The sequence below is a fragment of the Bradyrhizobium sp. CCBAU 11430 genome, from assembly GCF_028128855.1.
Classification (GTDB): Bacteria; Pseudomonadota; Alphaproteobacteria; order Rhizobiales; family Xanthobacteraceae; genus Bradyrhizobium; species Bradyrhizobium ottawaense.
On sequence record NZ_LBJV01000069.1, the window covers coordinates 1 to 26,316 of the forward strand.

Here is a 26,316-nt window from a genome sequence, read left to right on the forward strand (position 1 = left end):
GGTCGCGCCCGCCTTCCGGGCCGCGCCGACGATCGCCGCGCCCTTGCCGCCTCCGCCGCGCCCGCAGCAGCGCGACCTGACCCCGCTCGCGATCGGTGCAGGCGTGGTGGCCGGCGCCGTGGTCGGCGCCACCATTGCCGACATGCACAGCCAGCGACGCGAGGTCGTCGAAGGCGGCCGCACCGTCTACACCGAGCCGGACCGCATCATCATCCGCGATCCGGGCGGGCAGGCTTACGTCCGCGGCAACGACCTCTATCGCTTCCGCTATGGCGCCCGTGACATCCGCACCGACACTGTCGGCGGTGAAACCCGCACCGTCGTGGTCCGTCCCGACGGCAGCGAGATCATCACCGTGGTCGGTGCGGACGGTTCGCTGCGGCGGCGAATCCGCAGGGACCCCCGCGGGGGCGAACTCGTCATCATCGACAACACCTACCGCGATCCGCGGGCAGTCGGCGGCTTCTATGTCGACGCGCCGCCGCCGGTCGTGAACATTCCCTATGATCGCTACATCGTCGACGCCCAGGAAGCGTCGCCGGACGTGATCTACCAGACGATGGTTGCACCGCCGGTGCAGCGGATCGATCGGCGTTACTCGCTCGACGAGATCCGCTACAGCCCCAATGTTCGCATGCAGATGCCGAGCATCGACGTCAACACGATCATCTTCGAGACGGGATCGTGGACCATCCCGCCGGACCAGGCGGCCCGGCTGCAGGTGATCGCCGACGGCCTCAACCAGGCGATCCAGCGCAATCCGCGCGAGGTGTTCCTGATCGAGGGACACACCGACGCGGTCGGCAACGAGGTCGACAATCTCTCATTGTCGGACCGCCGTGCGCAGTCCGCGGCCGAATTGCTGACGCAGCAGTTTGGTGTGCCCGCCGAGAACCTGACGTCGCAGGGCTACGGCGAGCAGTACCTGAAGGAGCAGACGCAGGGGCCGAGCGCGATCAACCGTCGGGTAACCATCCGCAACATCACGCCGCTGCTCAACGGCGGCCAAGCCTCGCTGCCGCCGCCTCCGGCCGGCACCGCGCCGCCGCGGTAACGGCAAGCACAAACGCAAATGGCCGGGAGCAATTCCGGCCATTTTTGTTTGGACAGCATCGCCGCTACCGCCGAGCGGCCAGCCCCAACGCGTCGACCATGAGGCGAAAGACTTCGGTATTGTCCATCGAGCCGCGCACACCATCGCTGCCCGGCCCGGTCGCGGTGAGGATGACGTCCTCACCCGAATGCACGCTGGCGCCGATCATTGCCGACAGATTGCCCGGGCGCAGCACCGCGCCTGGGACGTCCTTGTATTTGTCGTTGGCCTTGAAGGTCCCGTCGTCGCCCGCCTTGACGGTGGGCTCGTTGGGATTATCGAGCTTCGGGCGGAACGTCTCGTAGTGGTCCGGCAGGCTGGCCGAGAAGATCGCGAGCCGGCGGCTGACATCGACGCGTGACGGATAGCCATCCGCATCGGGCGCCGGATAATTGGGAAATCCGGCCTGCTCGTAGACGCCGACGCGCTCGCGCAGGGAAACGTTAGGCGTGGCGCTCATGTCGTCGTTGATCGTGCCGACAAGGCCGTTGGGATGATTGTGGTCCGCGAGCACCAGGATGAGGGTATCATCGCCCCGCGCACGCGCCCATTCGCGGGTCTGGCGCACCGCATTGTCGAGCATGATCGTGTCGTAGACGGCCCGTTCCATGTCGAGGACATGCGCATATTTGTCGATCAGTCCGGATTCGACCATCAGGAAGAAGCCGGCCTCGCTCTTCGCAAGGATGTCCAGCGCTGCCTGCACCTGCTCGGTCAAGTCAGGCTGCTCGGGAAACTTCTTCACGCCGCCACCTCTCAGGAATTTGCGGTCAAGCGCACCGTCCATGTTGCCCGTGGCGAACAGGCCGAGCAGCTTGCCCGTCTCCGGCTTTGCGGCAGAAGCGCTGAGCTCGCTCGCGGTGGTCGCCACCTGGTAGCCTGCGTCACGAAACTTCGCGATGTAGTCGGTCTCGTCCTTGCGCTTGGAGCCGGCGGCAGATTTCGGCAGGAAATTCGCGCTGCCGCCGCCCATCACCACATCCGGCCTGGCCGCGAACAACTGCTCGACGATCTCGTCATAGGCCGCGCGCCGGCGCGTATGCGCGACCATCGCCGCCGGCGTTGCGTCTTCGATCTCGGTGTTGGTGACGATGCCGATCGCCATGCCGAGCCGCCTCCTGGCGAGGCTCGTGATGGTTTCGACCCGGGGATCGTCGAACGGGCTTGCAGTGCGGTCCGCATAGACGCCGAGAGCGTTGACGGCACTCTTGTGCCCGGTCGCATAGGCGCTGGCCGAGTTCGCGGAGTCCGTGATGATCGAGTCCGAGCCCGCGGTCGCCACCAGGGCCATATGAGGCATGTCGTCGATGGCGAGCTTCCCGCGGCTCTTGCCCTCCGCAATGCCCTTGGACAGGATTCGGGCCGCGACCCGATGCGCCGGCGACATGCCATCACCGATGAACAGGATGACGTTCTTCGCCTTGCGCGGACCCGTGTCGTAGACCGTCCACGTGACGCTGCGCTGGCGCGTGCCGTCGCTCACATCCACGGCAATGCTGCCCGGCGTGGTCAGCGTGACGTCGCGCAGAATCAGCGCCGACTGCTCCTTGCCGTCCTCGCGCTCGATGAAGGTCGCCGAACGGCCGAACGCGGTCGCATAATCCGCGCCGTTCACCGTCACCTTCAACTTGGCCGGATCGACCGGCCCGGGAAACTCGACCTTGAAGTCGAACTGCGCGCCGGTCAGGATCTCGGCACGATCGATCGGATAGATCGTCTGAGCCGACAATGACGATGTCCCAACGAGGACGATGAGAGAGGCGAGTGCCGATCTCTTGACCATACGCGATGCTCCGCGATTCCGTTTCCAACAGGAGCGGAATCGTAACGGTCGAGCATGACATCGTCATTAAGCGCGTAGCTCCATCCGGGCTACGCGCAATCGTCCGGTGGGCAAAGGCGCGTGAGCGCCGTGCCCACCACTATCTCGGTCGCGGAAAGATGGTGGGCACGCTTTCGCTTTGCCCACCCTGCGGCAGCGAGGGCATTAGCCCTTGTCGTTCTCGAGCTTGAATATCTGCGAGCCTTCGCTGCCCGACAGCAAACCGGTCTTCGAATAGAGACCGAGCTTGGTCCGGGTATCGGCGATGTCGAGATTGCGCATGGTCAGCTGGCCGATCCGGTCGGCGGGCGAGAACGCGGCATCCTCGACCTTCTCCATGCTGAGCCTTTCAGGCGCATAAGTGAGGTTCGGGCTCTCGGTGTTGAGGATCGAATAATCGTTGCCGCGGCGCAGCTCCAGCGTCACCTCGCCGGTGACGGCGCGCGCGACCCAGCGCTGCGCGGTCTCACGCAGCATCAACGCTTGCGAGTCGAACCAGCGGCCCTGATAGAGCAGACGACCGAGACGCATGCCGCTGATGCGGTACTGCTCGATGGTGTCCTCGTTGTGGATGCCGGTGACGAGGCGCTCATAGGCGATGTGCAAGAGCGCCATGCCCGGCGCTTCATAGATGCCGCGGCTCTTGGCCTCGATGATGCGGTTCTCGATCTGGTCGCTCATGCCGAGGCCGTGGCGGCCGCCGATGACGTTGGCCTCCAGGAACAGCGCGACGGGATCAGCGAAGGTCTGGCCGTTGAGCGCGGTCGGCTGCCCTTCCTCGAAACGCACCACGACCTTCTCGGCCTTGACGTTGCAGTCGTCGCGCCAGAACGGCACGCCCATGATCGGGTTGACGATCTTGATGCCGCTGTCGAGGCTCTCGAGGTCCTTGGCTTCGTGCGTGGCGCCGAGCAGATTGCTGTCGGTCGAATACGCTTTCTCGGCGCTCATCTTGTAGGCAAAGCCCTGGGCGGTCATGAACGCCGACATCTCGGCGCGACCGCCGAGCTCGTCGATGAACTGCTGGTCGAGCCAGGGCTTGTAGATCTTCAGGCCGGGATTGGTGAGCAGGCCGTAGCGATAGAAGCGCTCGATGTCGTTGCCCTTGAAGGTCGAGCCGTCGCCCCAGATGTTGACGCCGTCTTCCTTCATCGCCGCGACCAGCATCGTGCCGGTGACGGCGCGGCCGAGCGGGGTGGTATTGAAATAGGTGATGCCGCCGGTCGAGATATGGAAGGCGCCCGACTGGATCGCGGCGATACCTTCATGGACCAACTGCGTGCGGCAATCGACGAGCCGGGCCTTCTCGGCACCGAACTCCATCGCCTTGCGCGGGATCTCGTTGTAGTCGGCCTCGTCGGGCTGGCCGAGATTGGCGGTGTAGGCGTAGCAGCGCGCGCCCTTCTGCTTCATCCAGAGCAGCGCCGCAGAGGTATCGAGGCCGCCCGAAAAAGCGATGCCGACTTTCTCACCCTTGGGCAGGCTTTTCAGGATCGTGGTCATGGCGCTTCCAATCGGGTCTCAAGGGGCTGATGTCATGGACGGGTTGACCGCGCGAATATCAAATTTCGCGGGGCTCGGCACCCATTTAATGGCTTAAACCGAGGGTTCGGGACCGGTCTTGCCGCTGAACAGGCGCCGGCGGAGCCGGTAGGCGGGCATGTTCAGCCGGGTCAGGGCGGCGTCGACCGCCTCGTCCGAAAACCGGGTCCGTGGCCAGCGGTAAATCAGCGCGTAGGCAAACCAGATCACGACGAAACTGACGAGACCGGCGATCGCCACATCCGTGAAGAAATGGCCACCAAACGCCATGCGCAGCCCGCTGGTGACGGCGCCGAACACCACCGCGCCGGCATAGGCGAGCGGGCGCCATGCCGGCGGCGCCAGCGCAGCCGGCGCCAGCGTCCAGAACGCGGTCGCGCCCTCGCCCGAGAAGAACGAGCAGTTGCGCACGCAATCGCCCCGCGGATCCCACCACGCCACGAACTGCTGGTCGCCGGCGAACTGCGTCACCACCACCGGGCGCGGGCGGCCCCAATAGGTCTTGAAGGTGAGGTTGGTGAGGATGCCGGCCGACATGATGATGGTGACCAGCAGAAATACGATCGCGCGCCCCGACACCATCAAGGGACGGTCGGGCCGGATCATCTTGACCACGAGCGCCACAAGCGACGGCAGCACGAAGGCCCAGGCGACCCACATCGCGGCGTCCCGCGCAAAGCCCGCCCAGTCGTTCAGCTTGAGCGGAAAGGTTTTGGTTTGGGGGTCGAAGAACAGCGACGCGAGCTTGAGATCGAGCTCGGGATAGAGGCCGAAAACAACGCCGATCACGAGCCACAGCGCCAGGGCGATGAAGAGTCCAGTCCGGTTCATGGCGCGCGGTTTAGCGGAGTGGGACGGGGATGGAAACCCCGGAAGCGGCACGACTCATCGCGCGTCCGGCCTTGAATTCGACGGCAGCGGCGGAGGTGGCTGGCGCGGGGGCGGCGGGATGCGCCAGGCGCCGGCGTTGCGGCCGGCGATCAGCCAGTAGACCACGCCGGCGACGATGCCGGCGCCGGTCATGATCTCCAGATGGCGCCGCACGATGCCTTCGAACTGAAATGTGTCGGAGTGAAAGGGAACGAGGCCGAGATAGCAGCCAAGCCCGACGAGGCCGCCGCCAACGGCATAAGCGAGCGCGCTGCGGATGTAGAGCGCCTCAGTGATCGCAACGATCACCGCCGCCGGCACCAGCGCAAAGCCGGAGACGAAGATGAAGCCGAAGCCCAGCAAAATGTCGATCGTGCCCTGATCGACGGGGCCGGCACCGAGATCGGCGAACTCCGGAAACAGCAGCGCGACGACGACGATCATGCCGCCGACGAAGCAGGCGGCAAGGAAGCCGATGAAGATGACGATGAGGCGGCCGATCAGGGACATCTGATGGACCTGTTGCGTGTCATCGTCATTCCGGAGCGGTGCGCAGCACCGAATCCGGAATCTCGAGATTCCGGGTTCGCGCTACGCGCGCCCCAGAATGACAGCTCATAAACGCAGATGGCCGGGTCAAGCCCGGCCATGACGAACGTCGAATACGGTGTCATCCTCAATCCGTCATCGCCATGGCGCGCAGCGCCTGGCGTTCGCGTGCGCTGAGCTTCTCGGTCTCCGACTTGAGCTGGCCGCAGGCGGCGAGGATGTCGCGGCCGCGCGGCGTGCGCACCGGCGAGGAATAGCCGGCGTTGAAGATGTATTCGGAGAATTTTTCGATCTGGTCCCAGTCCGAACACTCGTACGCGGTGCCGGGCCAGGGATTGAACGGGATCAGGTTGATCTTGGCGTGTATGCCCTTGAGCAGCTTCACCAGCAATTTTGCATCGTCGAGCGAATCGTTGACGCCCTTGAGCATCACATATTCGAAGGTGATGCGGCGCGCATTCGAGGCGCCGGGATAATCGCGACAGGCCTGCAGCAGCTCCTTGATCGGATATTTGCGGTTGAGCGGCACCAGCTCGTTGCGCAGCTCGTCGCGCACCGCGTGCAGCGAGATCGCGAGCATGACGCCGATCTCCTCGCCGGCGCGCACGATGTTCGGCACCACGCCCGAGGTCGACAGCGTGATGCGGCGGCGGGAGATGCCGATGCCTTCATTGTCGCCGACGATCAGCAGCGCGTCGCGCACCGCGTCGAAATTGTAGAGCGGCTCGCCCATCCCCATCATCACGATGTTGGTGACGCGGCGCGGGCCGTCCTCGCGATCGGCCCAATCATTCAATCGATCCCGCGCCACCATGATCTGTCCGACGATCTCACCCGCGGTGAGATTGCGCACCAGCCGCTGGGTGCCGGTGTGGCAGAACGAGCAGTTCAGCGTGCAGCCGACCTGCGAGGAGACGCAGAGCGTGCCGCGATCGGTCTCGGGAATGTAGACGCACTCGACTTCATGGGCGCGCTCGACATTGTCGCCGCTCGGCAGACGCAGCAGCCATTTGCGGGTGCCATCGTTGGAGATCTGCTCGGCCACGACTTCGGGCCGGTCGACCGTAAAATGCTGCGCGAGTTCGGCGCGAATGCCCTTCGAGATCGAGGTCATGTCGTCGAAGCTCTGAGCGCCGCGGAAATAGAGCCAGTGCCAGAGCTGCTGCACGCGCATCTTGCGCTGCGCCGGCGTGACGCCGATCTCGCCGAGGCGATCGGCAAGCTCCGTGCGCGACAGACCGATCAGCGAGGGCCTCGCCGGCGGCACATAGGTCTCGAGTGGCGTCTTCTCCACCAGGATTGCGTTGTGCGGCTCGGTCGTCGTCGGTTGCATTGAATGGACCTGACTAGGTGGTCGTTCCGGGGCGGCGCGAAGCGTCGAACCCGGAACCTCGAGATTCCGGGTCTGGTCCTTCGGACCATCCCGGAAAGACGGAAAAACTTGGAACCGGCCCTATATAGCAACCGGAACAGCCGATTGCGACCGTGGCTGTCGCTTAGCCTTAAAGGACTAAGCCGAGAGGCTTACCGCCGGCAATCCTGGGCGATCTTGTCCAGGGCCTGGGCGAGGCCTTTCAGCGAGAACGTGTCGGTCGTCTCGGTGCCCTTGGCCGACACCCCCTTGACGACCAGCTCGGCGGATTTGCGCATGGCTTCGACCATCCGCTCCTCCTCGGCCGCGTTCTTGATCCAGAGGCCGTCGCCCTGCGTGTACATGGCGAAGGCGGCGCCGCCGACCTCGACCGACGATTCCGAGCCCGGCTTCAGCGCATAGCCGATCATGACCGAGACTTCGTTGTTCACCTTCTCGGCCGGACGGGTCGAGACGAAGGCATAAGCGGGATCGCGCGGCCGATTCGGCGGATTGGTCTTCGACGACGAGGGTTTTGCCAGCGCGAAGCAGACCTTCTTGCCGTTGGGCGTCGCCGAATAAGCGCCCCAGGTGCCGAACTGGCCGATCAGGGTCGGCTCCGCGCCACCCGCAACCGCCGCGGGCGGGGCCGCAGGCTTGCTCTCGGGCTTTGCCGCGCTCTTTGCAGTCGTATTGGCCGGCGGAGCCGCCGACTTCGGTGCGGCTTTCGGCGCCGGTTGCGCCGTCTGCGCCCGCGCAAGATCGGCGATCCCGCACGTCATCATGCCGATCATCAAAGCTAAAGATAGCACCCGCCACATGCTGGAGTGGTTCCCTCAATATTGTGACTGGAAGATGGCCCGGCCGCGCTTTGTCCCCCGGCAGGGATAGCCGGGAAAGTCCAATTTGGGAAGGCAGTTAGCGGTATCAGCGGCGCCTTAAGGTTTGGATCGCGCGGCGCGCTGGTCGGCCCATTGCGTCTCGGTCCAACGCAATAAATCCTCGGCGCCGGAACTGCGCAGATGCGCGCCACCGTCGATGACGACCATCTCGCCATTGATGTAGCCGGCGCGGTCCGAGACCAGGAAGCTGGCGAGATCGGCAAGCTCGCTGTGCTCCCCGGTCCGGCCGAGCGGATTGCGCGCGGTCCAGCCTTCGTCACGGCCTTCGGGGCGTAGCTGCCCCGACGCGCCCGCGGTCGGGAACGGACCCGGCGCGATGGCGACGGTGCGGATGGCTTTCGGCCCCCATTCCACGGCGAGACTTTTGGTCATCGCCAGCAGCGCCGACTTCGCCATCGCCGACGGCACGGTGAAGGCGCGGCCGGTGATGGTCGAGGTCGAGAGGATCGAGAGCACGACGCCGCCATGCTTGTCCTCGATCCAGCGCCTTCCGGCGGCGAGCGTGCAATACATCGCGCCATGCAGCGTCGGCGCCAGGATCGCATCGGCGGCTCGGAACGATAGATGCTCGCTCTGTGCGATGAACGTCGCAGCGGCGTTGTTGACGAGGATATCGAGCGGCGCCTCGCGCCAGATCTGCTCCATCATGCTGTCGACGGCCACGCCGTCGCGGATGTCGCAGGCGATCGTCGTGACCTTGCCACCTGTCTCGTCGCGCATCTCGCTCGCGGTTGCGTCCAGCCGGTCGAGCTTGCGGCCGCAGATCACGAGCTCGGCGCCGAGTGCAAGGAAACGGCGCCCCATCGCGGCGCCGAGGCCCGAGCCGCCGCCGGTGACGAGGATGCGCTTGTCCCTCAGCAGGCCTGTTTCAAACATCGTTTGAATCCTCCCTTTTCTTCTTGCTCCGTCGTTGCGAGCGCAGCGAAGCAATCCGGAATCCGTCCCGCGGAAATAGTCTGGATTGCTTCGCTCCGCTCGCAATGACGAGGATAGGCCGAACATGGCATCCAGCAAAGAAACCGGATTGTCGCCCGTGCCTAAATCCGGCAGAAACGGCCAAACTATAATTCCACTCGAAACGCCCAAGGTGCCGCCATGAAAGCCATCCTCTGCTCGCAATATTGCCAGCCTGACGATCTCGTGCTGGCTGAAGTGCCGGATCCGGTGGCCGGTCCCGGCGAAGCGGTGATCGCGATCAAGGCGGCGGCGCTGAACTTCTTCGACATCCTGATGATTCAGGGCAAGTACCAGATCAAGCCGCCATTCCCGTTCTCGCCGGCCGCGGAAGTCGCGGGCGTGATCGAGAGCATCGGCGCCGGCGTGACCGATCTGAAGGTCGGCGATCGCGTCGTCGCTTCCTGCGGCCACAACGGCGCGCGCGAGAAGATCGCGCTGCCGGCGGCGTCGATCGTGAAGATCCCCGACAATCTCGACTACGACCGCGCGGCCGGCATCATCATCATCTACGGGACGGCGCTGCATGCGCTGGAAGATCGCGCCAGCCCGAAGCCGGGCGAGACGCTTGCCGTGTTAGGCGCCGCCGGCGGCACCGGCCTTGCCGCCTGCGAGCTCGGCAAGCTGATGGGATTGAAGGTGATCGCCTGCGCTTCGTCGGACGAGAAGCTCGAATTCGCGAAGGCGCATGGCGCCGAGCTGACCTTGAACTACGCCAAGGAAGATCTGAAGGAGGGCTTGCGAAAACTCACGGGCGGCAAGGGCGTCGACATCATCTTCGATCCGGTTGGTGGTGCCTATGCCGAGCAGGCGCTGCGCTCGATCGCGTGGGAAGGCCGCTTCCTCGTGATCGGTTTCGCCGCGGGCGACATTCCGAAGATGCCGCTGAACCTCGCGCTCTTGAAGGGCTGCGACATCCGCGGCGTGTTCTGGGGCGCATGGACGCGGCAGAATCCGGAGAAGAACCGCGCCAATCTCGAGAAGCTCGTGAAGTGGACCGCGGAAGGAAAGATCTCGTCGCATGTCGACCGCACTTTCCCGCTGGCGCAGACGGCGGATGCACTAAAGGTGCTCGCGGGACGTCAGGCCATGGGCAAGGTGATTTTGCATCCGTGAGGATGTAGGCATCGCCATCGCCACATACACAACCGTCACCGCTCGAATCGCTGGCGTCGCTGAAGCTGCGCCAGCTCTTTCGTGCACCGTCGCCTGGTAAAGCTCCCTCAACCATGCCCGCCAAAATTGCGGTGCATTCCCCGGCCTCGCCGCAATCAAACCCAAATCTCTCCCGATTCGCGCAAATCGTCGTCGTTTTTTGGGCTGATTCAGACGGCGATTTACCGGCTCCAGTTTGCGGGGTACTTCTGGACAACAATAAAAAGACTGAAGCCGGGAATGCCCCTGCGTTGCGTTAGTAATGGGGAGCATCACCATGGAGACGACGGCGTACCGCCCGTCGAAGGAGTCGAGTGCGCTCGACTTCCATCGAGCCGCATCACATCCGCCGACCGCGTCCTTTGTCCGTGCGCGCGCCGCACGGGCCGATCTTTCGCAGGACGATCCGATTCCGCTGTTCCTGTCCGATCCGCTCGGCGCGCCGGACCCAAGCGAATATACGCCGGTGGAGTTGCGTTCCAGAATTGTGCCGCGTGTTCTCGCCGCTGTTCTGGCAGCGTCCACCCTGGCAGTTCTGGCCGTACTGTATCAATCCGACTTTCGCGGCTTCTTGACCGCCAATGCCGGTAGCTGGGTGGGGGTCGCGCCGGACATGGCCATGGCGTCGGCCAATGCGCCGGCGACGCCGCAGACCCCGCTCAAGGATCCGGCCCACGTGTCCAACACGACGCTGGCGAGCGCCGACTCACGGGACCTCCCTGCACCGCTGGTGCCAAGCCGCGAAGCGATAGCGACCGCCTATCAGGTTGCGCTGCAAGCGCAAGGACCGGTGCAAGCACCAGTGCAGGCACCGGAGCCCGTCGCGGCACAGCCTGCACTGCCTGAGCCGGTCAGGACGCTCGACGCCGACACGCTGGCAGGGTTGATGACGCGCGCGAAGAGCCTGTTGAGGATCGGTGACATCGCCGCAGCGCGGCTGCTGCTCGAACGCGCGGCCAATGCGCAAGATGCAACGGCCGCGCTTCTGCTGGCGCAGACCTATGATCCCACGGTGCTCGGCACCAGCGATGCGCGAAGTGTCATTGCCGACGCATCCGCCGCACGTGACTGGTACCAGCGGGCTGCATCACTCGGATCGGCGGAGGCGCGCCAGCGCCTCGTCCGGTTTCAGAATTAGAACTCTTCAGGGGACATCATGCGTAACGCTTTTGGAATGGCACTTGCCGCCATCATGACGATCTATGCCTCCACCGCCGGCGCCGAGCAGACCGAATACGATCCGGCCAAGGTCTCGGACGGCCTGAAGGCCATCTTCCAGTTCGGCTCGACCTCGACCAAGCAGGCGCTGAATGCCAACACCGTCACGCTGATCACCGGCACGATCGGCGGCACCTACGTGCAGTTCGGCGCCGACCTCGCCTCGGTGCTCGACGACGGCAACAAGATCCGCGTGCTGCCGATCGTCGGCCGCGGCTCGGTGCAGAGCGTTGCCGACATCCTGTTCCTGCAAGGCGTCGATCTCGGCATCGTGCGGGCCGACACGCTCGACTATCTCGAGCGCAAGGGTTTTGCCAAGGACATCAAGAAGCAGTTCACCTATGTGACAAAGCTCTACAACGAAGAGATGCAGGTGATCGCGCCGAAATCGATCGCGACATTGAAAGACCTCGAAGGCAAGAAGGTCAGCGTCGACCTGCCCAATGGCGGCACCTTCGTCACCGCGCTCACGGTGTTCGAGCGGCTCGGGATCAAGGCGAACTTCGTCTATGTCGAGCAGCGCATCGCGATGGAGAAATTGAAGGCTGGCGAGATCGACGCCGTCATCGTGGTCGGCGGCAAGCCGTACAAATCGGTCTCGACCTTCAACAATGACGGCCGCTTCCATCTTGCCAAGGTTGACTATGCAAAGCCGCTCCAGAGCGACTATCTGCCGGCGACGCTGACGACCAAGGACTATCCGAACCTGATCAAGGAGGGCGAGAGCGTGGACACCATCGCGGTGCCGGCGGTGCTCGCGGCCTATAGCTGGGCGCCAAACACCGAGCGCTATCGCAAGCTCGCGCTGTTCGTGGACGCGTTCTTCACGAAATTCCCGGCGCTCCAGAACGCGCCTTTCCATCCCAAATGGAAGGAGGTCTCGCTCGCGGCACCCCTGTCGGGGTGGAACAGATTGCCGGTGGCGCAGCAATGGCTCGACAAGCACGGCGTCGAGCCGGTGACACGGCAACGATTCGAGGCGTTCCTGAAGCAGAGCCCCACGGCCGCAAACGTGTCCGACGCGGACAGGGAAACGCTATTCAAGCAATTCCAGGCATGGGACGCGGAGAAGGCGCGGGTGGAGGCGGGGAAGAAGTAGCGAGTTTCATCCTCACACTCACTGTCATCGCCCGCCTTGTACGCACTTGCGCGCTGGGGCGGGCGATCCAGTCTTCCAGAGGCAGTCACGATTGAACCGAGGGCCGCGGTGTACTGGATTCCCCGCCTGCCGCCTTCGCTAAAGCTTCGGCGCCCCTGGACCTCAACCCCGGCGAAGCCTTGGCGTAGCCGGGTCGCGGGGAATGACAGCGTTGGCAGGTCGCGCCTACTGCGCCGCGCCTTCTTCCATCTCACCCACCCCGCGCTTCAGCACAGCGCGCGCGGCTTCGCGATGCTCATTCGTGATGTGGCCGGAAACCATGCGGATGGCGGTGGCGAGCACGGCGGCGTCGTCGGCGAAGCCGAGGACCGGCATCACGTCGGCGACGAAATCGAACGGCAGGATGAAATAGGCGATCGCACCTAACAGCGCGGCCTGGACGTGGCGCGGGGTCTGCCGGTCGAACGCGCAGTAATAAGCAGCAAGCAGGTCTTCCGCGAACGGCAGCTGCGCGGCGACACGCTTCAGCTTGCGCCAGAAGCGGCGGCGCACGCTCTCGCGATCTTCCGCGAGCCGATCGGCCGGCTCGAAACCGACGCTGTGTTCGGCAGCCATGTTCGACAAACTCCCGTTCAGCCCGGGCGGCGGACCGCCGCATCCCGACTGATCACAAGATGGGGATGTGGCCGATCACTGCAAGACGTCGGCCGGTCTCAGCCTGCGATCGCGTTCATCGTCTTGGCCAGCGCGATGTCGAGCGCCGTGACGCCGCCGGCGTCGTGGGTCGACAGCACCACCTCCACCGTCTTGTAGACGTTGCGCCATTCGGGGTGGTGATCCATCTTCTCGGCGGCCAGCGCGGCGCGGGTCATGAAGCCGAACGCCTCGTTGAAATCCTTGAAGATAAAGGTTTTACCGATGGCATCCCGGCCCTGAACCTCGCCCCAACCGGGTAGTCCGCCCAGCGCCTGCCTGCGCGCCTCCGCCGAGAGCCGTTCTGCCATGGTCCTATCTCCGTCCTTCAGGGGAACTTTACCCTAACACCCCGCTGACGCCCGGGTTCATACGGGATTTCCGCCATCCGCTAACCATGACGGAGATGTAACCCCGCCGGACAAGAAATTTGCTACAATTACGGGCGTAAATCGCCGGCCAAGATGAAACTGAGCCTGAAGCGCCTGTTTGGGAGATCGATGACCGGGGGATTGGACCTGGCCGAAACGCCCTCTCCGCCTTCGCCGCGATCCGCGGCGCGGAAGACCGCGCTCGTGTCTCTTGCGCTCGTGCTTGCCATCATCGGCGCACTCGTCGGCGGCTACTACTTCGCCATGCGGCCCGTGACGTTGAAGATCGCGGTCGGTCCCGCCAACAGCGACGACGTCAAGGTCGTGCAGGCGCTGACGCAGGCCTTCACGCAGAGCAAGGGCCAGGTGCGGCTGCGACCGATCCAGACCGACGGCGCCACCGCCAGCGCCAATGCGCTTGCGGAAGGCAAGGTCGATCTCGCCATCGTGCGCGGCGACCTCGACGTGCCCAAGAACGCGCAAGCGGTCGCGACCCTGCGCAAGAACGTCGTGGTGCTGTGGTCCGTACCGGGCAAAGGCAAGAAGCGGGGCGCGAAGATTACCAAGATCTCGCAGCTCGCCGGCCATCGCGTCGGCGTGGTCGGCCGCACCCAGGCCAACGTCAATCTGCTCAAGGTGATCCTCCAGCAATACAACGTCGATCCCGCCAAGGTCGAGATCGTGCAATTCCCGGCCAACGAGGTCGCCGAAGCGATCAAGGCCCAGAAGGCCGACGTCTATCTCGCGGCCGGCCCGGTCAACAGCAAAATCACGGCAGATGCGATCGCCGCCTCCACCAAGGATTTCGGCGCGCCCAGCTTCCTCGCGATCGAGTCCGCGGATGCGATCGCGCAGAACCACCCGGTCTACGAAGCGTCCGAGATTCCCGCCGGCACCTATGGCGGCTCGCCCGCCCGCCCGGATGACGAGGTCAAGACCATCAGCTTCTCGCACCACGTCGTGGCGCGCAAAGGCGTGTCCGAAACCACCATCGCAGCGTTCACGCGCCAGCTCTTCGCCGTGCGCCAGCAACTGGTGACGGAATTCCCGCTGGCGGCGAAGATCGAAACGCCCGACACCGACAAGGATGCGGTGATCCCGGTGCATCCGGGCGCTGCCGCCTTCGTCGACGGCGAGGAAAAGACCTTCCTCGACAAATACAGCGACTACATCTGGTGGAGCCTGATGGCGTTGTCCGCCATGGGCTCGATCGGCGCCTGGTTCGCCGGCTATCTGAAGAAGGACGAGCGCGACAACAACAACCATCAGCGCGAACGGCTGCTCGACATGATCGCCGCCGCACGCAGATGCGAGACGACCGAAGAGCTCGACCAGATGCAGACCGAGGCTGACGAGATCCTGCGCGACACGCTGCGCTGCTTCGATCACGGCGCGATCGAGGAAGCCGCGCTCACCGCCTTCAACATCGCGCTGGATCAGTTCCACGCCGCCGTCGCCGACCGCAAGGCGGTGCTGTTCAGCCTGCCGCAGAACCTGCAGCGCGCCGGCGCCCAGTTCAGGGCCGCCGGCAACGCGTAACGCTTGCGCGCGTTATCGCTGCGTCACATTGTCTCAATATAGCTCCCACGGTCATTCCGGGATGGTCCGAAGGACCAGACCGCAGGTGCGCAATTGCGTACCGGGGATTCTCGAGATTCCGGATTCGCGCTTCGCGCGCTCCGGAATGACAGCGCAAGACAGTAGCCAGCGGACGCGTCCCATGAACATCAAATTCTCCCGCCGCCGCTTCCTTGCCACCGGCGCCGGTGCGCTCGGCACGATGGCGATGCCCTATCTCTCGCGCGCGGCCGATCGGCCGATGGTCACTCATGGCGTGCAGTCGGGCGACGTCACTGTCGACGGCGGCGTGGTGTGGGCGCGCACCGATCGGCCCGCGCAGATGCTGGTCGAGGTGGCGACGACAGAGTCATTCAGGGATGCCCGCGCGCTACCGACGATCGCAGCGCTCCCCGAGAGCGACTTCACCGCGAAGATGCTGATCGAGAACCTGCCTGCTAGCCAGGACATCTTTTACCGCGTCCGCTTCCGCGATCTCTCCCACAGCGCCATCGAGGGCGAGCCGGTGGTCGGCCGCTTCCGCACCGCGCCGGCCGACCGCCGCGACGTCAGCTTCGTCTGGGGCGGAGACGTCGCCGGCCAGGGCTGGGGCATCAATCCCGACGACGACGGCATGTTCACCTTCTCGGCGATGCGCAAGCACCGTCCGGATTTCTTCCTGCATTCGGGCGACACCATCTACGCCGACGGCCCGATTCAATCCGAGGTGAAGCTCGCCGACGGCAAGATTTGGAAGAACGTCACCATCCCCGAGAAGGCCAAGGTCGCCGAGACGCTGGACGAGTACCGCGCCGCGCACAAATACAATCTCACCGACGAAAACCTCCGCGCCTTCAATGCCGAGGTGCCGATCTTCGTGCAATGGGACGACCACGAGGTGACCAACAACTGGTCGCTGTCGAAGGAATTGCCGACCGCCTACAAGGAGCGCGACATCGCCTTGCTCGCCGGCCGCGCGGGCCGCGCCTTCCACGAGATGTATCCGATGCGCGAGAGCATCGTTGAGCCGGGCCGGGTCTATCGCCAGATCTCCTACGGCCCGCATCTCGACGTGTTCGTGCTCGACGAGCGCAGCTATCGCGGTCCGAACGGCGCCAATCTGGACACCGCTTACGGCCCCGCCAGCTACTTCCTCGGCCCGGACCAGATCGCCTGGCTCAAGCGCGGCCTGCTCAATTCGCGCGCGACCTGGAAGGTGATCGCCTCCGACATGCCGCTCAGCCTCGTCGTGTCGGACACGCCGAAGGGCGGCTCGGAAGCGGTCGCGCAGGGTGACGGCCCGGTGCGCGGCCGCGAGCTCGAGATTGCCGACATGCTGCGTTTCATCAAAATGGCGCCGATCAGCAACACGGTGTGGCTGACGGCGGACGTGCACTACGCTGCCGCGCATTATTACGATCCGAACAAGGCACAATTCCAGGAGTTCGAGCCGTTCTGGGAATTCGTGTCGGGTCCGCTGCATGCCGGCACGTTCGGTCCGAACGCGCTCGACAACACGTTTGGGCCCGAGGTGCGCTTCGTCAAGGCGCCGGGCAAGGACAGCCAGAACCTGCCGCCCTCCGCCGGCATGCAGTTCTTCGGTCACGTCAAGATCGACGGCGCCTCGGGCCAAATGACGGTGACCTTGCGCGACCGCGCCGACGTCGCGCTATGGTCGACCACGCTCGATCCGAAGCAGGCCTGATCGCTAATCGAGGGCGCGCACCTTCAGCGCCGCCTCCAGCGCGTCGCTCGAGCACGGCTTCTGCAACCGCGGCTGGCCGGAGAATTCAGGCGGAATGCGCGCCTCGGCGCCATAGCCGGTAACGAAGACGAACGGGATCTTCAGCGCGGCCAGCCGCGCGGCGACCGCAAAGCTCGTCTCGCGGATCAACTCGACGTCGAGCAGCGCGAAGTCGGGCGCACGCTTGGCGATGGCGCCGAGCGCCTGCGTCACCGAGCCGACGGTCCGCACGCCGGTCACCCCAAACCCGAGCAGACGGTCCTCGAAATCGATCGCGATGATCGGGTCGTCTTCGACGATCAGAACATCGGCCGGCCAGCTTGAGCCATTGGAAAGTGCGGGTGTCATGATCGCATCTTGTGTGTGGGGGGTTCGGATCAGGACTGCCGCGACACGATGCCTGCGCACAGCGCATCGGAGGGTTCCCGGAACGAAACCCACCACATTGTCGTTCTCCAGTCTGTCCACTTGTGCACACAGGGAATGCACGGAACTCGTTAAGGTGGGAGGAGGATGGGAGTTCACGATGGATGCGCGTATCAGCAAGATGACCGAGGTCGAGAGCCGTCCGGCCAACAATTTGTTGCGGCGTTTGAACCAGGCAGACTACGCCCTGCTCGCACCGCACGTGACCGTCGAAAACTCCGCCGCCAGCCAGCTGCTCTACAGCCCCGGTGACGATGTCCAGGTCGTCCACTTCCCCTGCGGACCCGCGCTCGCGACCTTTCTCGTGCCCAACGAGGATGGCCGAGACGTCGAGACCATCCTGGTCGGTCGCGAAGGCGCGGTGGGCGGCATCGTCAGCGAGGGATTCCTGCCGGCCTATACCCGGATCTGCGTGAAATTCGGCGGCCCGTTTGCGCGCGTTCATGTCGCCAAGCTGGAAGCGGCCAAGCTGCGCTCGGCGTCGCTGCGCAACATCTTTGCCCGCTACGCCGATTGCATGCTGGCGCAGATCTTCCAGTCGACCGCCTGCAATGCGATCCATTCGATCGAACAGCGGACCGCCAAATGGATCTTGGCGGCGATGGAGCGCACCGGCGACGAGGATAGCGTGCCGCTGACCCACGAACAGCTTGCGACGCTGCTGGGCGTTGGTCGCAGTTATGCCAGCCGCGTGCTTCAATCGTTCAAGGCGGAACGGATTCTTGACACGAGGCGCGGATCGATCCTGGTTCGCAACCGCGACGGCCTGAGGCTTCGCGCCTGCCTGTGCAACGACGCGGTGAAAATGCACTTCGAGGAGGTGCTGCGCGGCGTCTATCCGACCGAGGAGCGGGAGGCCAGCTAGCGATCCGCCTCGCTTCCCCGGCGTGGAGAACGAGCAGGCGCACTATCCCGCACGGCCGGAACCTGGGCTAATATCCCCCGCATGAGCGGGGCTTTCCTACACACCATCTTCGACGTCTTGGCGTGGCTGGCGGCGGCGGCGGCCGTCTACTGGCTGTCGCGGCAGCGCCTGCAGTTTCCGGCGCAATCCTTTGAGCTGCCCTATATCGCCGCGCTGGTGTTCGGCGCGGGCCTCGGGGCCTACCTATTCGGCTCCGCCAATCTGTGGCTGTCGGGCGAGAGCGGCATTGCGCGCTCGGTGGAGGGCGCGATTGCCGGCGGCGTCGTGGCGATCGAGCTCTACAAATGGTCCGCGGGGATCGCCGCGCGAACCGGTGCCCGTTTTGCGCTGCCGCTGGCGCTCGGCATCGCGATCGGCCGGCTCGGCTGCTACTTCGCGGGTCTCGACGACTTCACTTATGGCACGCCGACGGCGCTGCCATGGGCCCATGATTTCGGCGACGGCATGCTGCGCCATCCCGTGCAGCTCTATGAGAGCGCGGCCATGGCCGTATTCGCGCTGTTCTATGTGCTCGCCGTCGTGAACCGGAACGCCTTTGTGATCACCAATGGTTTCTACCTGGTTCTCGCCTATTATGGAGCGCAACGCTTCGCGTGGGAATTCCTCAAGCCCTACGGCACGCTGATCGGCCCCTTCACCCTGTTTCACCTGCTGTCGCTGTCCATTTTGCTCTACGCCGGCGTCATGCTGGCGACGGCGCCCAAAGCGAGACCCATGCATGAACGCGCCGTTGCGTAAGTCGCGTCCCTATATTTTCTGGGGCCAGACCCAATCTCTTTGCGAGACCTGCCTGAAGCTGGTGCCGACCAAGATCCAGATCCTGGACAACGAGGTCTGGTACGAAAAGCGCTGCAGGGAGCACGGCGTCCAGTCGACGCTGGTGTCGACGGATGCCGCCTATTGGCGCCTGTGCAAGGATTTCATCAAGCCCGGCGACCGGCCGCTGCAATTCCAGCAGCGCACCGAATTCGGCTGTCCCTATGATTGCGGCCTTTGTTCCGACCACGAGCAGCATTCCTGCCTGGCGCTGATCGAGATCACCGAGCACTGCAACCTCACCTGCCCGGTCTGCTTCGCCGAATCCGCGCCGGCGCGAACGAAATTCACCCCGCTCGCGACGGTCGAGAAGATGCTCGACGCGCTGGTCGCAAGCGAAGGCGAGCCTGATCTCGTGCAGATCTCCGGCGGCGAGCCGACGCTGCATCCTGATTTCTTCGACATACTGGACGCGGTGCGTGCCCGTCCGATCCGCCACGTCATGATCAACACCAACGGCCTGCGCATCGCGCGCGAAAGGGATTTCGTGGCGCGGCTCGCCGAGAACAGGCGCGGGCTGGAGGTCTATCTCCAGTTCGATTCGCTTCAGCGCGATGCGCTGATCGATCTGCGCGGCGCAGATCTGCGCAAGATTCGCCAGCAGGCGCTGGAGAACCTCGAGCATTTTGGCGTGTCGACCACGCTGGTCGCGACCATCAAGCGCGGCGTCAACGACGGCGAGATCGGCGACATCGTCCGCCATGCATTGACCTGGACATGCGTTCGCGGCGTCACGCTGCAGCCGGTGCAGGACGCCGGCCGCAACGAGAATTTCGACAAGGAAACCGATCGCATCATGCTGTCGGAGATCCGCAAGCGCGTGATCGAGACCGGCGTGTTCGGCGACAGGGACATGATCCCGCTGCCCTGCAACCCCGAAAGCATCTCGATCGGCTACGGCCTGCGCAACGGCGAGAAGGTGCTGCCGCTGACCTCGCTGATTCCGCAGGAGCAGCTTGTCGCCGTGATGCCCAACACCATCAGCCCGGAGAAATATCCGGTGCTGCGGGAAAAATTCGTCGACCTGTTCTCGCTGTCGTCGGGCCCGCTCAACACCTCCGAGCGCGTCTGCGAGCTGTTGTGCTGCCTGCCGAGCTTTCAGGTGCCGGAAGGGCTCTCTTACGAGAACGTGTTCCGCGTCACCATCGTGCAGTTTCTCGATCGCTTCAATTTCTGCGTCGGCAACGTCAAGCGAAGCTGCATCCATTTCGTGACCGAGCAAGGCGCGATCATTCCGTTCGACACCTACAATCTGTTCTACCGCAACGGCAAGATCGACGGCATTCGCGCGGCGCTGCGCGGCGACACTTATCGGGAAGCTACGCAGCGCGAGGAGATGCCTCGTTGAGCGAGACGCCTCCACTTCCACCGTCGCGAAGCGGATGCGTCACCGCGCTCATGGTGATGTTTGGGGTTATCCTGCTGCTGCCCGGCATCTGCGCTTTGATCTTTGCCTTCGACCAGACCCAGTCGTCCCACTTCGACACCCGCTTTACCCCCATCCTCGCCCTCGCACTGCTGGTGGCATTTGCCGGCGTGATGCTGATCAGGGCAGCGAGAAAGAGACCATGAGCGATTCCAGCCCCAGCCCACCGGCAGTGCCTCCGCAGAACCAGCAACAGCGCAGCGGCTGCCTGACCGCGCTGATGGCGATCGCCGGCATCTTCATGCTGCTGCCGGGGCTCTGCGCGCTCTTGTTCGGCGGAATGTCGGTGGTCGAGGGTGGCCAGATCCCCTCCGACATCGCGTCGCTGGTGTTTTTGGGACTAGTCATCGGCATCGGAGGCGTCGTCTTGATCTGGGCGGCCATCATGGGGCGAAAGGCCCCGCCGGCCCGGAACGGCAGCTAAGCCCCGGGAATTCCCGGGCAAAATTCAGTCAACCAAGACCCAAAGAACGCATTGTTTTTTGGCGGTTTTTGCATATATTGCGCCGCAACGCGTAGGCTGCCCGGTCGATATGGCCGGGCTTCCTTTTTGGGCGGAAAGCGCCCCGTTTCCAGTCTTCCAGCGTTGTTTCGAGAAGAGGTCCCGGTCCGACCGGCGAGATCGCGCTTAACCCATTGTTCGAACCAAAGAAGCTCACTCATGAACCTCCGTAACGTCGCCATCATCGCTCACGTCGACCACGGCAAGACGACCCTGGTCGACAAACTCCTCCAGCAGTCCGGCACGTTCCGCGAGAACCAGAAGGTGACCGATCGCGCCATGGACTCCAACGACCTGGAGCGCGAGCGCGGCATCACCATCCTGGCCAAGGCGGCCTCGGTGCAGTGGAAGGACACCCGCATCAACATCGTCGACACCCCCGGCCACGCCGATTTCGGCGGCGAGGTCGAGCGCATCCTGAACATGGTGGACGGCGCCCTGGTTCTGGTGGACGCCGCTGAAGGCCCGCTGCCGCAGACCAAGTTCGTGGTCTCCAAGGCGCTCAAGGTCGGCCTCAAGCCAATCGTCGTCATCAACAAGGTCGACCGCCCCGACGCGCGCCCGACCGAAGTCATCAACGAGGTGTTCGACCTGTTCGCCGCGCTCGACGCCAGCGAGGAACAGCTCGACTTCCCGATCCTCTACGGGTCGGCCAAGCAGGGCTGGATGGCTGACAGCCCGGAGGGTCCGAAGGACAAGGGCATGGAGCCGCTGTTCGACCTGATCCTGCGTCACGTCGCGCCGCCGAAGGTCGAGGAAGGTCCGTTCCGGATGATCGGCACCATCCTGGAGGCCAACCCCTATCTCGGCCGCATCATCACCGGCCGCATCTCGTCCGGCATCCTCAAGCCGAACCAGCAGGTCAAGGTGCTCAACGCCGAGGGCAAGCTGGTCGAATCCGGGCGCATCACCAAGATCCTGGCGTTCCGCGGTCTCGAGCGCACGCCGCTCGAGGAAGCCGAAGCCGGCGACATCGTCGCCATTGCCGGCCTGACCAAGGGCACCGTCGCCGACACCTTCTGCGATCCGACCGTCGAAGTGCCGCTGCCGGCGCAGCCGATCGATCCGCCGACCGTGTCGATGTCGTTCATCGTCAACAACTCCCCGCTCGCCGGCACTGAAGGCGACAAGGTGACGAGCCGCATGATCCGCGACCGTCTGCTCCGCGAGGCCGAAGGCAACGTCGCGCTGCGCGTCGTCGAAGCCTCCGACAAGGACGCGATGGAAGTCTCGGGCCGCGGCGAATTGCAGCTCGCGATCCTGATCGAGACCATGCGCCGCGAGGGTTTTGAGCTCTCGGTGTCGCGCCCGCGCGTCGTGTTCCAGAAGGACGAAGCCACCGGCGCCACCCTGGAGCCGATCGAGGAAGTCGTGATCGACGTCGACGAGGAGCATTCCGGCGTCGTCGTGCAGAAGATGAGCGAGCGCAAGTCCGAGCTGATCGAGATGAAGCCCTCGGGCGGCAATCGTCAGCGCCTGGTGTTCTACGCGCCGACCCGTGGGTTGATCGGCTACCAGGGCGAGCTGCTCACCGACACCCGCGGCACCGCGATCATGAACCGCCTGTTCCACGGCTACGCCCCGTACAAGGGCGAGATCCAGGGCCGCCGCAACGGCGTCCTGATCTCAAACGACCAGGGCGACGCGGTGGCCTACGCCATGTTCAAGCTGGAAGACCGCGGCCCGATGATGATCGAGCCCGGCTGGAAGGTCTACAAGGGCATGATCGTCGGAGAGCACACCCGCGACAACGATCTCGAGATCAACGTGCTCAAGGGCAAGCAGCTCACCAACATCCGCACGACCTCGAAGGACGAAGCCGTGCGCCTGACCCCGCCGATCCGCATGACGCTGGAAAAGGCGCTCGCCTATATCGAGGACGACGAGCTCGTCGAGGTCACCCCGAAGTCGATCCGCCTGCGCAAGAAGCACCTCGACCCGAACGAGCGCAAGCGCGCGGAGAAGGCCAAGGAAGCGGTGGCGTAAGGCCACCGTTCTCCGTAGTGCCGTAGGGTGGGCAAAGCGCAAGCGTGCCCACCTATGGACGATGGTGGGCACGGCGCAAGAGCGCCTTTGCCCGCCCTACAAAAGCGTTTACCCGTCCGGCTTCAGCACACCCAACGAACGTGCTAGAGCCCGCCCATGACCTCCCTCCCCTCCTCCGTGGACGTCGCGATCGTCGGCGCCGGTGCCGCCGGCCTCGGCGCTGCACACGCGCTTGCGGGCTCCGGTCTCTCCGCGATCGTGCTGGAGGCACGGAACAGGCTCGGCGGCCGCGCCTGGACCGTACAGGCCTCACCTGACGTGACCTTCGACGTCGGCTGCGGCTGGCTGCACTCGGCGGACAAGAACTCCTTCGTTTCGATCGCGCAGCGGCTCGGTTTCGAGCTCAACAAGGACCTGCCGCCCTGGCGCGAGCGCGCCTATGGCAACGCGTTTCCGCAAAGCGAGCGCGACGATTTCATGCGCGCGATGGACGCGTTCTATGAGCGCCTCTGGGAAGCAGCGCAGAAGGGCAAGGATGAGCCTGCGAGTCGGAGCCTCGAGGCGGACAATCGCTGGAATCCCATGATCGACGCGATCTCGACCTATATCAACGGCTGCGAACTCGAGGACATGTCGACGCTGGACTGGGACGCCTATGAGGATTCTGGTCTCAACTGGCGCGTCCGCCGCGGTTATGGCGCGCTTGTGACGGCCTATGGCGCGCCCTGCCCGGTGGCGTTGAACTGCAACGTCGCGCTGATCGATCATTCCGGCCCGCGGGTCCGCCTCGAAACCTCGCAGGGGACGCTGACCGCGGACAAGGTGATCGTCACGGTGCCGACCAATCTCATCGCCGATGAGACGATCCGCTTTTCGCCGCCGTTACGGTCCAAGGTCGACGCGGCAGCGGGCCTGCCGCTCGGCGTCGACGACAAGGTGACGCTCGCGCTCGAGGACGCCGAAGCCTTTCCCAAGGAAGCAAACTTGCGCGGCGCCACCATGCGCACCGCGATGGGCACCTACCATATCCGCCCGTTCGGTCAGCCCTGCATCGAAGGCTTCTTCGGCGGCAGCTTCGCCCGCGCGCTGGAAGATTCCGGCGACGGCGCCATCGCCGCGCATAGCATCGACGAGATCGCCGGCTTTCTCGGCAACGACATCCGCCGCAAGCTGAAGCCGCTGTACGAGTCGCGCTGGGCACATGATCCGTTCGCGCGAGGCTCCTATTCGCATGCGCTGCCCGGCCACGCCGGGGATCGCGCCGTGCTGGCCGCGCCGGTCGATGGCCGGCTGTTCTTCGCCGGCGAGGCGACATCGCCAACCTTCTTCACGACCGCGCATGGGGCGCGGGACAGCGGGGAACGGGCGGCGACGGAAGTGCTGGCGGCAATCGGGAAGCGCTAACCTCCCCACCAATGTCGTCCCGGCGAACGCCGGGACCCATACCGCGTGATCTTTCAGTCACGCGTGGTGCGCGTACCGCGGATTGACCCTAACTTCCAGTCTTCGCCAAACTTCGTCCTGTGGTTATGGGTCCCGGCGTTCGCCGGGACGACACCAATCTTGTGGCGCCGCTGTCGCGTCACTCGATCACTCGCGCCCGCAAATCTGCATCAGGCACGAAACACGCGTCATACTTGCCCAAGATGCGATAGCGGTTGCGCGCGATGAGGCTGTACACGGGGTCCCGCAGCGGCTTCGCTACGGCGAACAGCACGCGCACCCAACTCCAGCGGGGAAGCAGAGACAATACCGTCAGTGCAGCATCCGACTTCATGTACACCTCACCGCCATGAACCACGGCATTGGTGTCGGGATCATCGGGATCGATGCCGAACGCCCGCGCGAGCCGGGCTCCATACTCCGACTGGATCGGCGTGAAGCGAAACCGCTTCGCCATGTCGCGCTGCGCGACGAAGCGGACCCAGCGCGAGCAGAAGACGCAGACGCCGTCGAACAGGATCACGTCGTCATCGGGCCATTTGCTCATCAGCGATTATCCAGCGTCAAGAGCGCCACTAACATCAGCACGATCGCCGGCCCCGTCTTCACCAGCGCGCCGAGCGGTTCGATCCAGAGATCGGGCGTCAGCACCGCCGCACCGAACATATAGCCGAGCGAGGCGACGATGCCAGCAACGAGCCCGGTCGCCGCGGTGCGGCGAAAGGCAATCATCGCGCCAATGCTCATGTCCATCAGGCTGGTGCCGATGGTGATGGGATCGACCAGCGCGGCCGGGAAGTCGTGCGCCGTCAGGATGCCGGCGGCGGCACGGTAGGACACGAACAGCGCGATGAAGCCGGAGACGAGCCAGAACATGACGAGGCTGGCGAAGATCAGCGCCTTGACCAGGAATAGCCGCGCGAACCATTTGTCCTGGACGGTCGCGGGATGACGACCAATCATATCGACCAGCGTCTTCGGTGCGATGCCCGTGGCGGCGATCCATGCCGAGGGATCACCTCGCACGCCGCGGCGCAGCTCGGCGATGGCCGTGGAGCGCATCGGCGGCATCCAGCCGAGATAATTGGCGAGATCGCCGATCTTAGCGCCAAGATCGAGCATGAAGGACGGCATCGCGACATGCGGCCACCCGGCCGTGCCGAACGCAAGGCGGAACTGTTTGATGACGCCGGCCATGGTGACCGGCTCAGCCTGCATCAGATCCCAGCTCGCGGCTTTTACAGAGGCATCGTCGATGTCGCGCGCGGTGAGCCAGGCGATGGTGGCCGAAATATCCTCGATGGAAACGGGCTGGAACGACGTCGCCATCTCCTTGTCGGGCAGGTTGAGTGGGAAGGCAGCGAGCGCGCGGAGCATGGCGCTGCCGCCATAAGCGGACGGTGCGATTACGAAGCCGGGCCGCAGGATGGCGTGCGTAATGCCTGAGGCCGCGATCAGGCGCTCGGCCTCGCGCTTGGTCGTTGCGAAGGCGGTGCGATCGGCTTCGGCCGCTCCGGGGATCGAGATGTGCACCAGCCGGATCGCGCGGCCGCTGTCGGTGATCGCCGTAAGCAGGCGCGCGACGAAATCGCGATGCACGGCACCTGTGTCGCTGCCGGGGCCGTCCTGGAGCACGCCGAGACAGTTTACGACGACATCCACCGCATGCTCGCGCAATAGCCGTGTGAACGCAGGCGCGTCGAACGAGAGGATCGGCAGCTCGATATCTAGCGCGCTCGTCTTCTGCGCCGGCGACAGGCTGCGCGCCACGCCAAGCGCGCGAAAGCCACGCGAGCGAAGATCGTCCGTAACGAAGCGGCCGATCAGGCCGGAGGCGCCGAGCACCAGAATGGTTCGCTGGTTCATCACGGC

At 64.6% G+C, this 26,316-nt stretch carries 25 protein-coding genes; 13 read left to right on the plus strand and 12 right to left on the minus strand.

What is annotated here, in order from left to right; translation table 11 throughout:
* On the plus strand, positions 1-1,054 hold a 1,054-nt coding region (locus XI04_RS28370; RefSeq protein ID WP_271623867.1), incomplete at its 5' end, for an OmpA family protein.
* A 64-nt stretch (positions 1,055-1,118) separates the two neighbouring features.
* Here the strand turns inward: XI04_RS28370 and XI04_RS28375 are convergent.
* From XI04_RS28375 to XI04_RS28405, 7 genes are all read right to left on the minus strand, one after another.
* Positions 1,119-2,876 (minus strand): alkaline phosphatase, encoded by a 1,758-nt coding sequence (locus XI04_RS28375; protein ID WP_038973625.1) that lies wholly within the window; start codon positions 2,874-2,876, stop codon positions 1,119-1,121.
* Positions 2,877-3,080: 204 nt separating this feature from the next.
* Positions 3,081-4,418, minus strand: coding sequence for an argininosuccinate synthase (argG, locus tag XI04_RS28380; protein ID WP_028139280.1), 1,338 nt, complete (start codon positions 4,416-4,418; stop codon positions 3,081-3,083).
* A gap of 93 nt (positions 4,419-4,511) precedes the next feature.
* Positions 4,512-5,288, minus strand: a complete 777-nt coding sequence (locus XI04_RS28385; RefSeq protein ID WP_028139281.1) for a phosphatase PAP2 family protein — start codon at positions 5,286-5,288, stop codon at positions 4,512-4,514.
* Positions 5,289-5,342: 54 nt separating this feature from the next.
* Positions 5,343-5,837: a hypothetical protein gene (locus XI04_RS28390; protein WP_038973626.1), complete on the minus strand. Its 495-nt coding sequence runs from the start codon at positions 5,835-5,837 to the stop codon at positions 5,343-5,345.
* A gap of 166 nt (positions 5,838-6,003) precedes the next feature.
* Entirely contained in the window at positions 6,004-7,209 is a 1,206-nt protein-coding gene (gene rlmN / locus XI04_RS28395) for a 23S rRNA (adenine(2503)-C(2))-methyltransferase RlmN (RefSeq protein WP_271623868.1), read from the minus strand.
* A gap of 191 nt (positions 7,210-7,400) precedes the next feature.
* Complete coding sequence (locus XI04_RS28400; RefSeq protein WP_028139284.1) at positions 7,401-8,048, minus strand: invasion associated locus B family protein; 648 nt, start codon at positions 8,046-8,048, stop codon at positions 7,401-7,403.
* Positions 8,049-8,165: 117 nt separating this feature from the next.
* Positions 8,166-9,005, minus strand: coding sequence for an SDR family oxidoreductase (locus XI04_RS28405; RefSeq protein ID WP_038973629.1), 840 nt, complete (start codon positions 9,003-9,005; stop codon positions 8,166-8,168).
* A 219-nt stretch (positions 9,006-9,224) separates the two neighbouring features.
* On the opposite strand from XI04_RS28405, the gene XI04_RS28410 reads away from it, so the two are divergent.
* From XI04_RS28410 to XI04_RS28420, 3 genes are all read left to right on the plus strand, one after another.
* Positions 9,225-10,199 carry an NADPH:quinone oxidoreductase family protein gene (locus XI04_RS28410; RefSeq protein WP_038950945.1) on the plus strand — a complete coding sequence of 325 codons (975 nt, stop codon included), beginning with the start codon at positions 9,225-9,227 and terminating at the stop codon, positions 10,197-10,199.
* Between the two features lie 316 nt (positions 10,200-10,515).
* Complete coding sequence (locus tag XI04_RS28415; protein ID WP_271610612.1) at positions 10,516-11,376, plus strand: hypothetical protein; 861 nt, start codon at positions 10,516-10,518, stop codon at positions 11,374-11,376.
* Positions 11,377-11,394: 18 nt separating this feature from the next.
* Positions 11,395-12,555 carry a TAXI family TRAP transporter solute-binding subunit gene (locus XI04_RS28420; RefSeq protein ID WP_038950943.1) on the plus strand — a complete coding sequence of 387 codons (1,161 nt, stop codon included), beginning with the start codon at positions 11,395-11,397 and terminating at the stop codon, positions 12,553-12,555.
* Between the two features lie 225 nt (positions 12,556-12,780).
* On the opposite strand, the gene XI04_RS28425 is transcribed toward XI04_RS28420, so the two are convergent.
* Together XI04_RS28425 and XI04_RS28430 are read right to left on the minus strand one after the other, a co-directional pair.
* On the minus strand, positions 12,781-13,170 hold the full coding sequence (locus XI04_RS28425; RefSeq protein WP_028139289.1) for a YkvA family protein: 390 nt from the start codon (positions 13,168-13,170) through the stop codon (positions 12,781-12,783).
* 98 nt (positions 13,171-13,268) lie between these two features.
* The gene (locus XI04_RS28430; protein ID WP_271594458.1) at positions 13,269-13,559 is read right to left on the minus strand and encodes a 4a-hydroxytetrahydrobiopterin dehydratase; all 291 of its coding nucleotides are present in this window, start codon (positions 13,557-13,559) and stop codon (positions 13,269-13,271) included.
* Between the two features lie 153 nt (positions 13,560-13,712).
* Between XI04_RS28430 and XI04_RS28435 the strand changes: the two genes are divergently transcribed.
* A complete protein-coding gene (locus XI04_RS28435) occupies positions 13,713-15,158 on the plus strand; it encodes a TAXI family TRAP transporter solute-binding subunit (protein WP_028139291.1) in 1,446 nt (481 codons plus the stop codon).
* A 181-nt stretch (positions 15,159-15,339) separates the two neighbouring features.
* A complete protein-coding gene (locus tag XI04_RS28440) occupies positions 15,340-16,881 on the plus strand; it encodes an alkaline phosphatase D family protein (protein ID WP_271596355.1) in 1,542 nt (513 codons plus the stop codon).
* A 3-nt stretch (positions 16,882-16,884) separates the two neighbouring features.
* Here the strand turns inward: XI04_RS28440 and XI04_RS28445 are convergent, their stop codons facing one another.
* Positions 16,885-17,268 carry a response regulator gene (locus XI04_RS28445; protein WP_028139293.1) on the minus strand — a complete coding sequence of 128 codons (384 nt, stop codon included), beginning with the start codon at positions 17,266-17,268 and terminating at the stop codon, positions 16,885-16,887.
* Positions 17,269-17,446: 178 nt separating this feature from the next.
* On the opposite strand from XI04_RS28445, the gene XI04_RS28450 reads away from it, so the two are divergent.
* The 7 genes from XI04_RS28450 (at position 17,447) to XI04_RS28480 (ending at position 24,405) form a co-directional block, all read left to right on the plus strand.
* Positions 17,447-18,211, plus strand: a complete 765-nt coding sequence (locus XI04_RS28450; protein ID WP_028139294.1) for a Crp/Fnr family transcriptional regulator — start codon at positions 17,447-17,449, stop codon at positions 18,209-18,211.
* 81 nt (positions 18,212-18,292) lie between these two features.
* Positions 18,293-19,009: a prolipoprotein diacylglyceryl transferase family protein gene (locus XI04_RS28455; RefSeq protein WP_038973633.1), complete on the plus strand. Its 717-nt coding sequence runs from the start codon at positions 18,293-18,295 to the stop codon at positions 19,007-19,009.
* Positions 18,990-20,435, plus strand: a complete 1,446-nt coding sequence (locus tag XI04_RS28460) for a radical SAM protein (protein ID WP_271610611.1) — start codon at positions 18,990-18,992, stop codon at positions 20,433-20,435. Before XI04_RS28455 ends, XI04_RS28460 begins: the two co-directional genes overlap by 20 nt.
* Complete coding sequence (locus XI04_RS28465) at positions 20,432-20,659, plus strand: DUF308 domain-containing protein (RefSeq protein ID WP_038950938.1); 228 nt, start codon at positions 20,432-20,434, stop codon at positions 20,657-20,659. The genes XI04_RS28460 and XI04_RS28465 overlap by 4 nt, the downstream gene beginning before the upstream one ends.
* Positions 20,656-20,937, plus strand: coding sequence for a hypothetical protein (locus XI04_RS28470; protein WP_095424601.1), 282 nt, complete (start codon positions 20,656-20,658; stop codon positions 20,935-20,937). The genes XI04_RS28465 and XI04_RS28470 overlap by 4 nt, the downstream gene beginning before the upstream one ends.
* Before the next feature lie 237 nt (positions 20,938-21,174).
* Positions 21,175-23,001: a translational GTPase TypA gene (typA, locus tag XI04_RS28475; protein WP_038950936.1), complete on the plus strand. Its 1,827-nt coding sequence runs from the start codon at positions 21,175-21,177 to the stop codon at positions 22,999-23,001.
* Between the two features lie 156 nt (positions 23,002-23,157).
* Positions 23,158-24,405: a flavin monoamine oxidase family protein gene (locus XI04_RS28480; protein WP_271610610.1), complete on the plus strand. Its 1,248-nt coding sequence runs from the start codon at positions 23,158-23,160 to the stop codon at positions 24,403-24,405.
* A gap of 178 nt (positions 24,406-24,583) precedes the next feature.
* On the opposite strand, the gene XI04_RS28485 is transcribed toward XI04_RS28480, so the two are convergent.
* Both XI04_RS28485 and XI04_RS28490 read right to left on the minus strand, forming a co-directional pair.
* Positions 24,584-24,991, minus strand: a complete 408-nt coding sequence (locus XI04_RS28485) for a thiol-disulfide oxidoreductase DCC family protein (protein ID WP_038950934.1) — start codon at positions 24,989-24,991, stop codon at positions 24,584-24,586.
* Positions 24,991-26,310, minus strand: a complete 1,320-nt coding sequence (locus XI04_RS28490) for an SDR family oxidoreductase (RefSeq protein WP_038950933.1) — start codon at positions 26,308-26,310, stop codon at positions 24,991-24,993. Before XI04_RS28490 ends, XI04_RS28485 begins: the two co-directional genes overlap by 1 nt.
* Positions 26,311-26,316: the final 6 nt, after the last annotated feature.

What these genes read in the sequence shown, in the direction of transcription:
- XI04_RS28375 (WP_038973625.1), bottom strand. Translation starts at nt 2,876, where the DNA reads ATGGTCAAGAGATCGGCACTCGCCTCTCTCATCGTCCTCGTTGGGACA.
- argG (WP_028139280.1), bottom strand. Translation starts at nt 4,418, where the DNA reads ATGACCACGATCCTGAAAAGCCTGCCCAAGGGTGAGAAAGTCGGCATC.
- XI04_RS28385 (WP_028139281.1), bottom strand. Translation starts at nt 5,288, where the DNA reads ATGAACCGGACTGGACTCTTCATCGCCCTGGCGCTGTGGCTCGTGATC.
- XI04_RS28390 (WP_038973626.1), bottom strand. Translation starts at nt 5,837, where the DNA reads ATGTCCCTGATCGGCCGCCTCATCGTCATCTTCATCGGCTTCCTTGCC.
- rlmN (WP_271623868.1), bottom strand. Translation starts at nt 7,209, where the DNA reads ATGCAACCGACGACGACCGAGCCGCACAACGCAATCCTGGTGGAGAAG.
- XI04_RS28400 (WP_028139284.1), bottom strand. Translation starts at nt 8,048, where the DNA reads ATGTGGCGGGTGCTATCTTTAGCTTTGATGATCGGCATGATGACGTGC.
- XI04_RS28405 (WP_038973629.1), bottom strand. Translation starts at nt 9,005, where the DNA reads ATGTTTGAAACAGGCCTGCTGAGGGACAAGCGCATCCTCGTCACCGGC.
- XI04_RS28410 (WP_038950945.1), top strand. Translation starts at nt 9,225, where the DNA reads ATGAAAGCCATCCTCTGCTCGCAATATTGCCAGCCTGACGATCTCGTG.
- XI04_RS28415 (WP_271610612.1), top strand. Translation starts at nt 10,516, where the DNA reads ATGGAGACGACGGCGTACCGCCCGTCGAAGGAGTCGAGTGCGCTCGAC.
- XI04_RS28420 (WP_038950943.1), top strand. Translation starts at nt 11,395, where the DNA reads ATGCGTAACGCTTTTGGAATGGCACTTGCCGCCATCATGACGATCTAT.
- XI04_RS28425 (WP_028139289.1), bottom strand. Translation starts at nt 13,170, where the DNA reads ATGGCTGCCGAACACAGCGTCGGTTTCGAGCCGGCCGATCGGCTCGCG.
- XI04_RS28430 (WP_271594458.1), bottom strand. Translation starts at nt 13,559, where the DNA reads ATGGCAGAACGGCTCTCGGCGGAGGCGCGCAGGCAGGCGCTGGGCGGA.
- XI04_RS28435 (WP_028139291.1), top strand. Translation starts at nt 13,713, where the DNA reads ATGAAACTGAGCCTGAAGCGCCTGTTTGGGAGATCGATGACCGGGGGA.
- XI04_RS28440 (WP_271596355.1), top strand. Translation starts at nt 15,340, where the DNA reads ATGAACATCAAATTCTCCCGCCGCCGCTTCCTTGCCACCGGCGCCGGT.
- XI04_RS28445 (WP_028139293.1), bottom strand. Translation starts at nt 17,268, where the DNA reads ATGACACCCGCACTTTCCAATGGCTCAAGCTGGCCGGCCGATGTTCTG.
- XI04_RS28450 (WP_028139294.1), top strand. Translation starts at nt 17,447, where the DNA reads ATGGATGCGCGTATCAGCAAGATGACCGAGGTCGAGAGCCGTCCGGCC.
- XI04_RS28455 (WP_038973633.1), top strand. Translation starts at nt 18,293, where the DNA reads ATGAGCGGGGCTTTCCTACACACCATCTTCGACGTCTTGGCGTGGCTG.
- XI04_RS28460 (WP_271610611.1), top strand. Translation starts at nt 18,990, where the DNA reads ATGAACGCGCCGTTGCGTAAGTCGCGTCCCTATATTTTCTGGGGCCAG.
- XI04_RS28470 (WP_095424601.1), top strand. Translation starts at nt 20,656, where the DNA reads ATGAGCGATTCCAGCCCCAGCCCACCGGCAGTGCCTCCGCAGAACCAG.
- typA (WP_038950936.1), top strand. Translation starts at nt 21,175, where the DNA reads ATGAACCTCCGTAACGTCGCCATCATCGCTCACGTCGACCACGGCAAG.
- XI04_RS28480 (WP_271610610.1), top strand. Translation starts at nt 23,158, where the DNA reads ATGACCTCCCTCCCCTCCTCCGTGGACGTCGCGATCGTCGGCGCCGGT.
- XI04_RS28485 (WP_038950934.1), bottom strand. Translation starts at nt 24,991, where the DNA reads ATGAGCAAATGGCCCGATGACGACGTGATCCTGTTCGACGGCGTCTGC.
- XI04_RS28490 (WP_038950933.1), bottom strand. Translation starts at nt 26,310, where the DNA reads ATGAACCAGCGAACCATTCTGGTGCTCGGCGCCTCCGGCCTGATCGGC.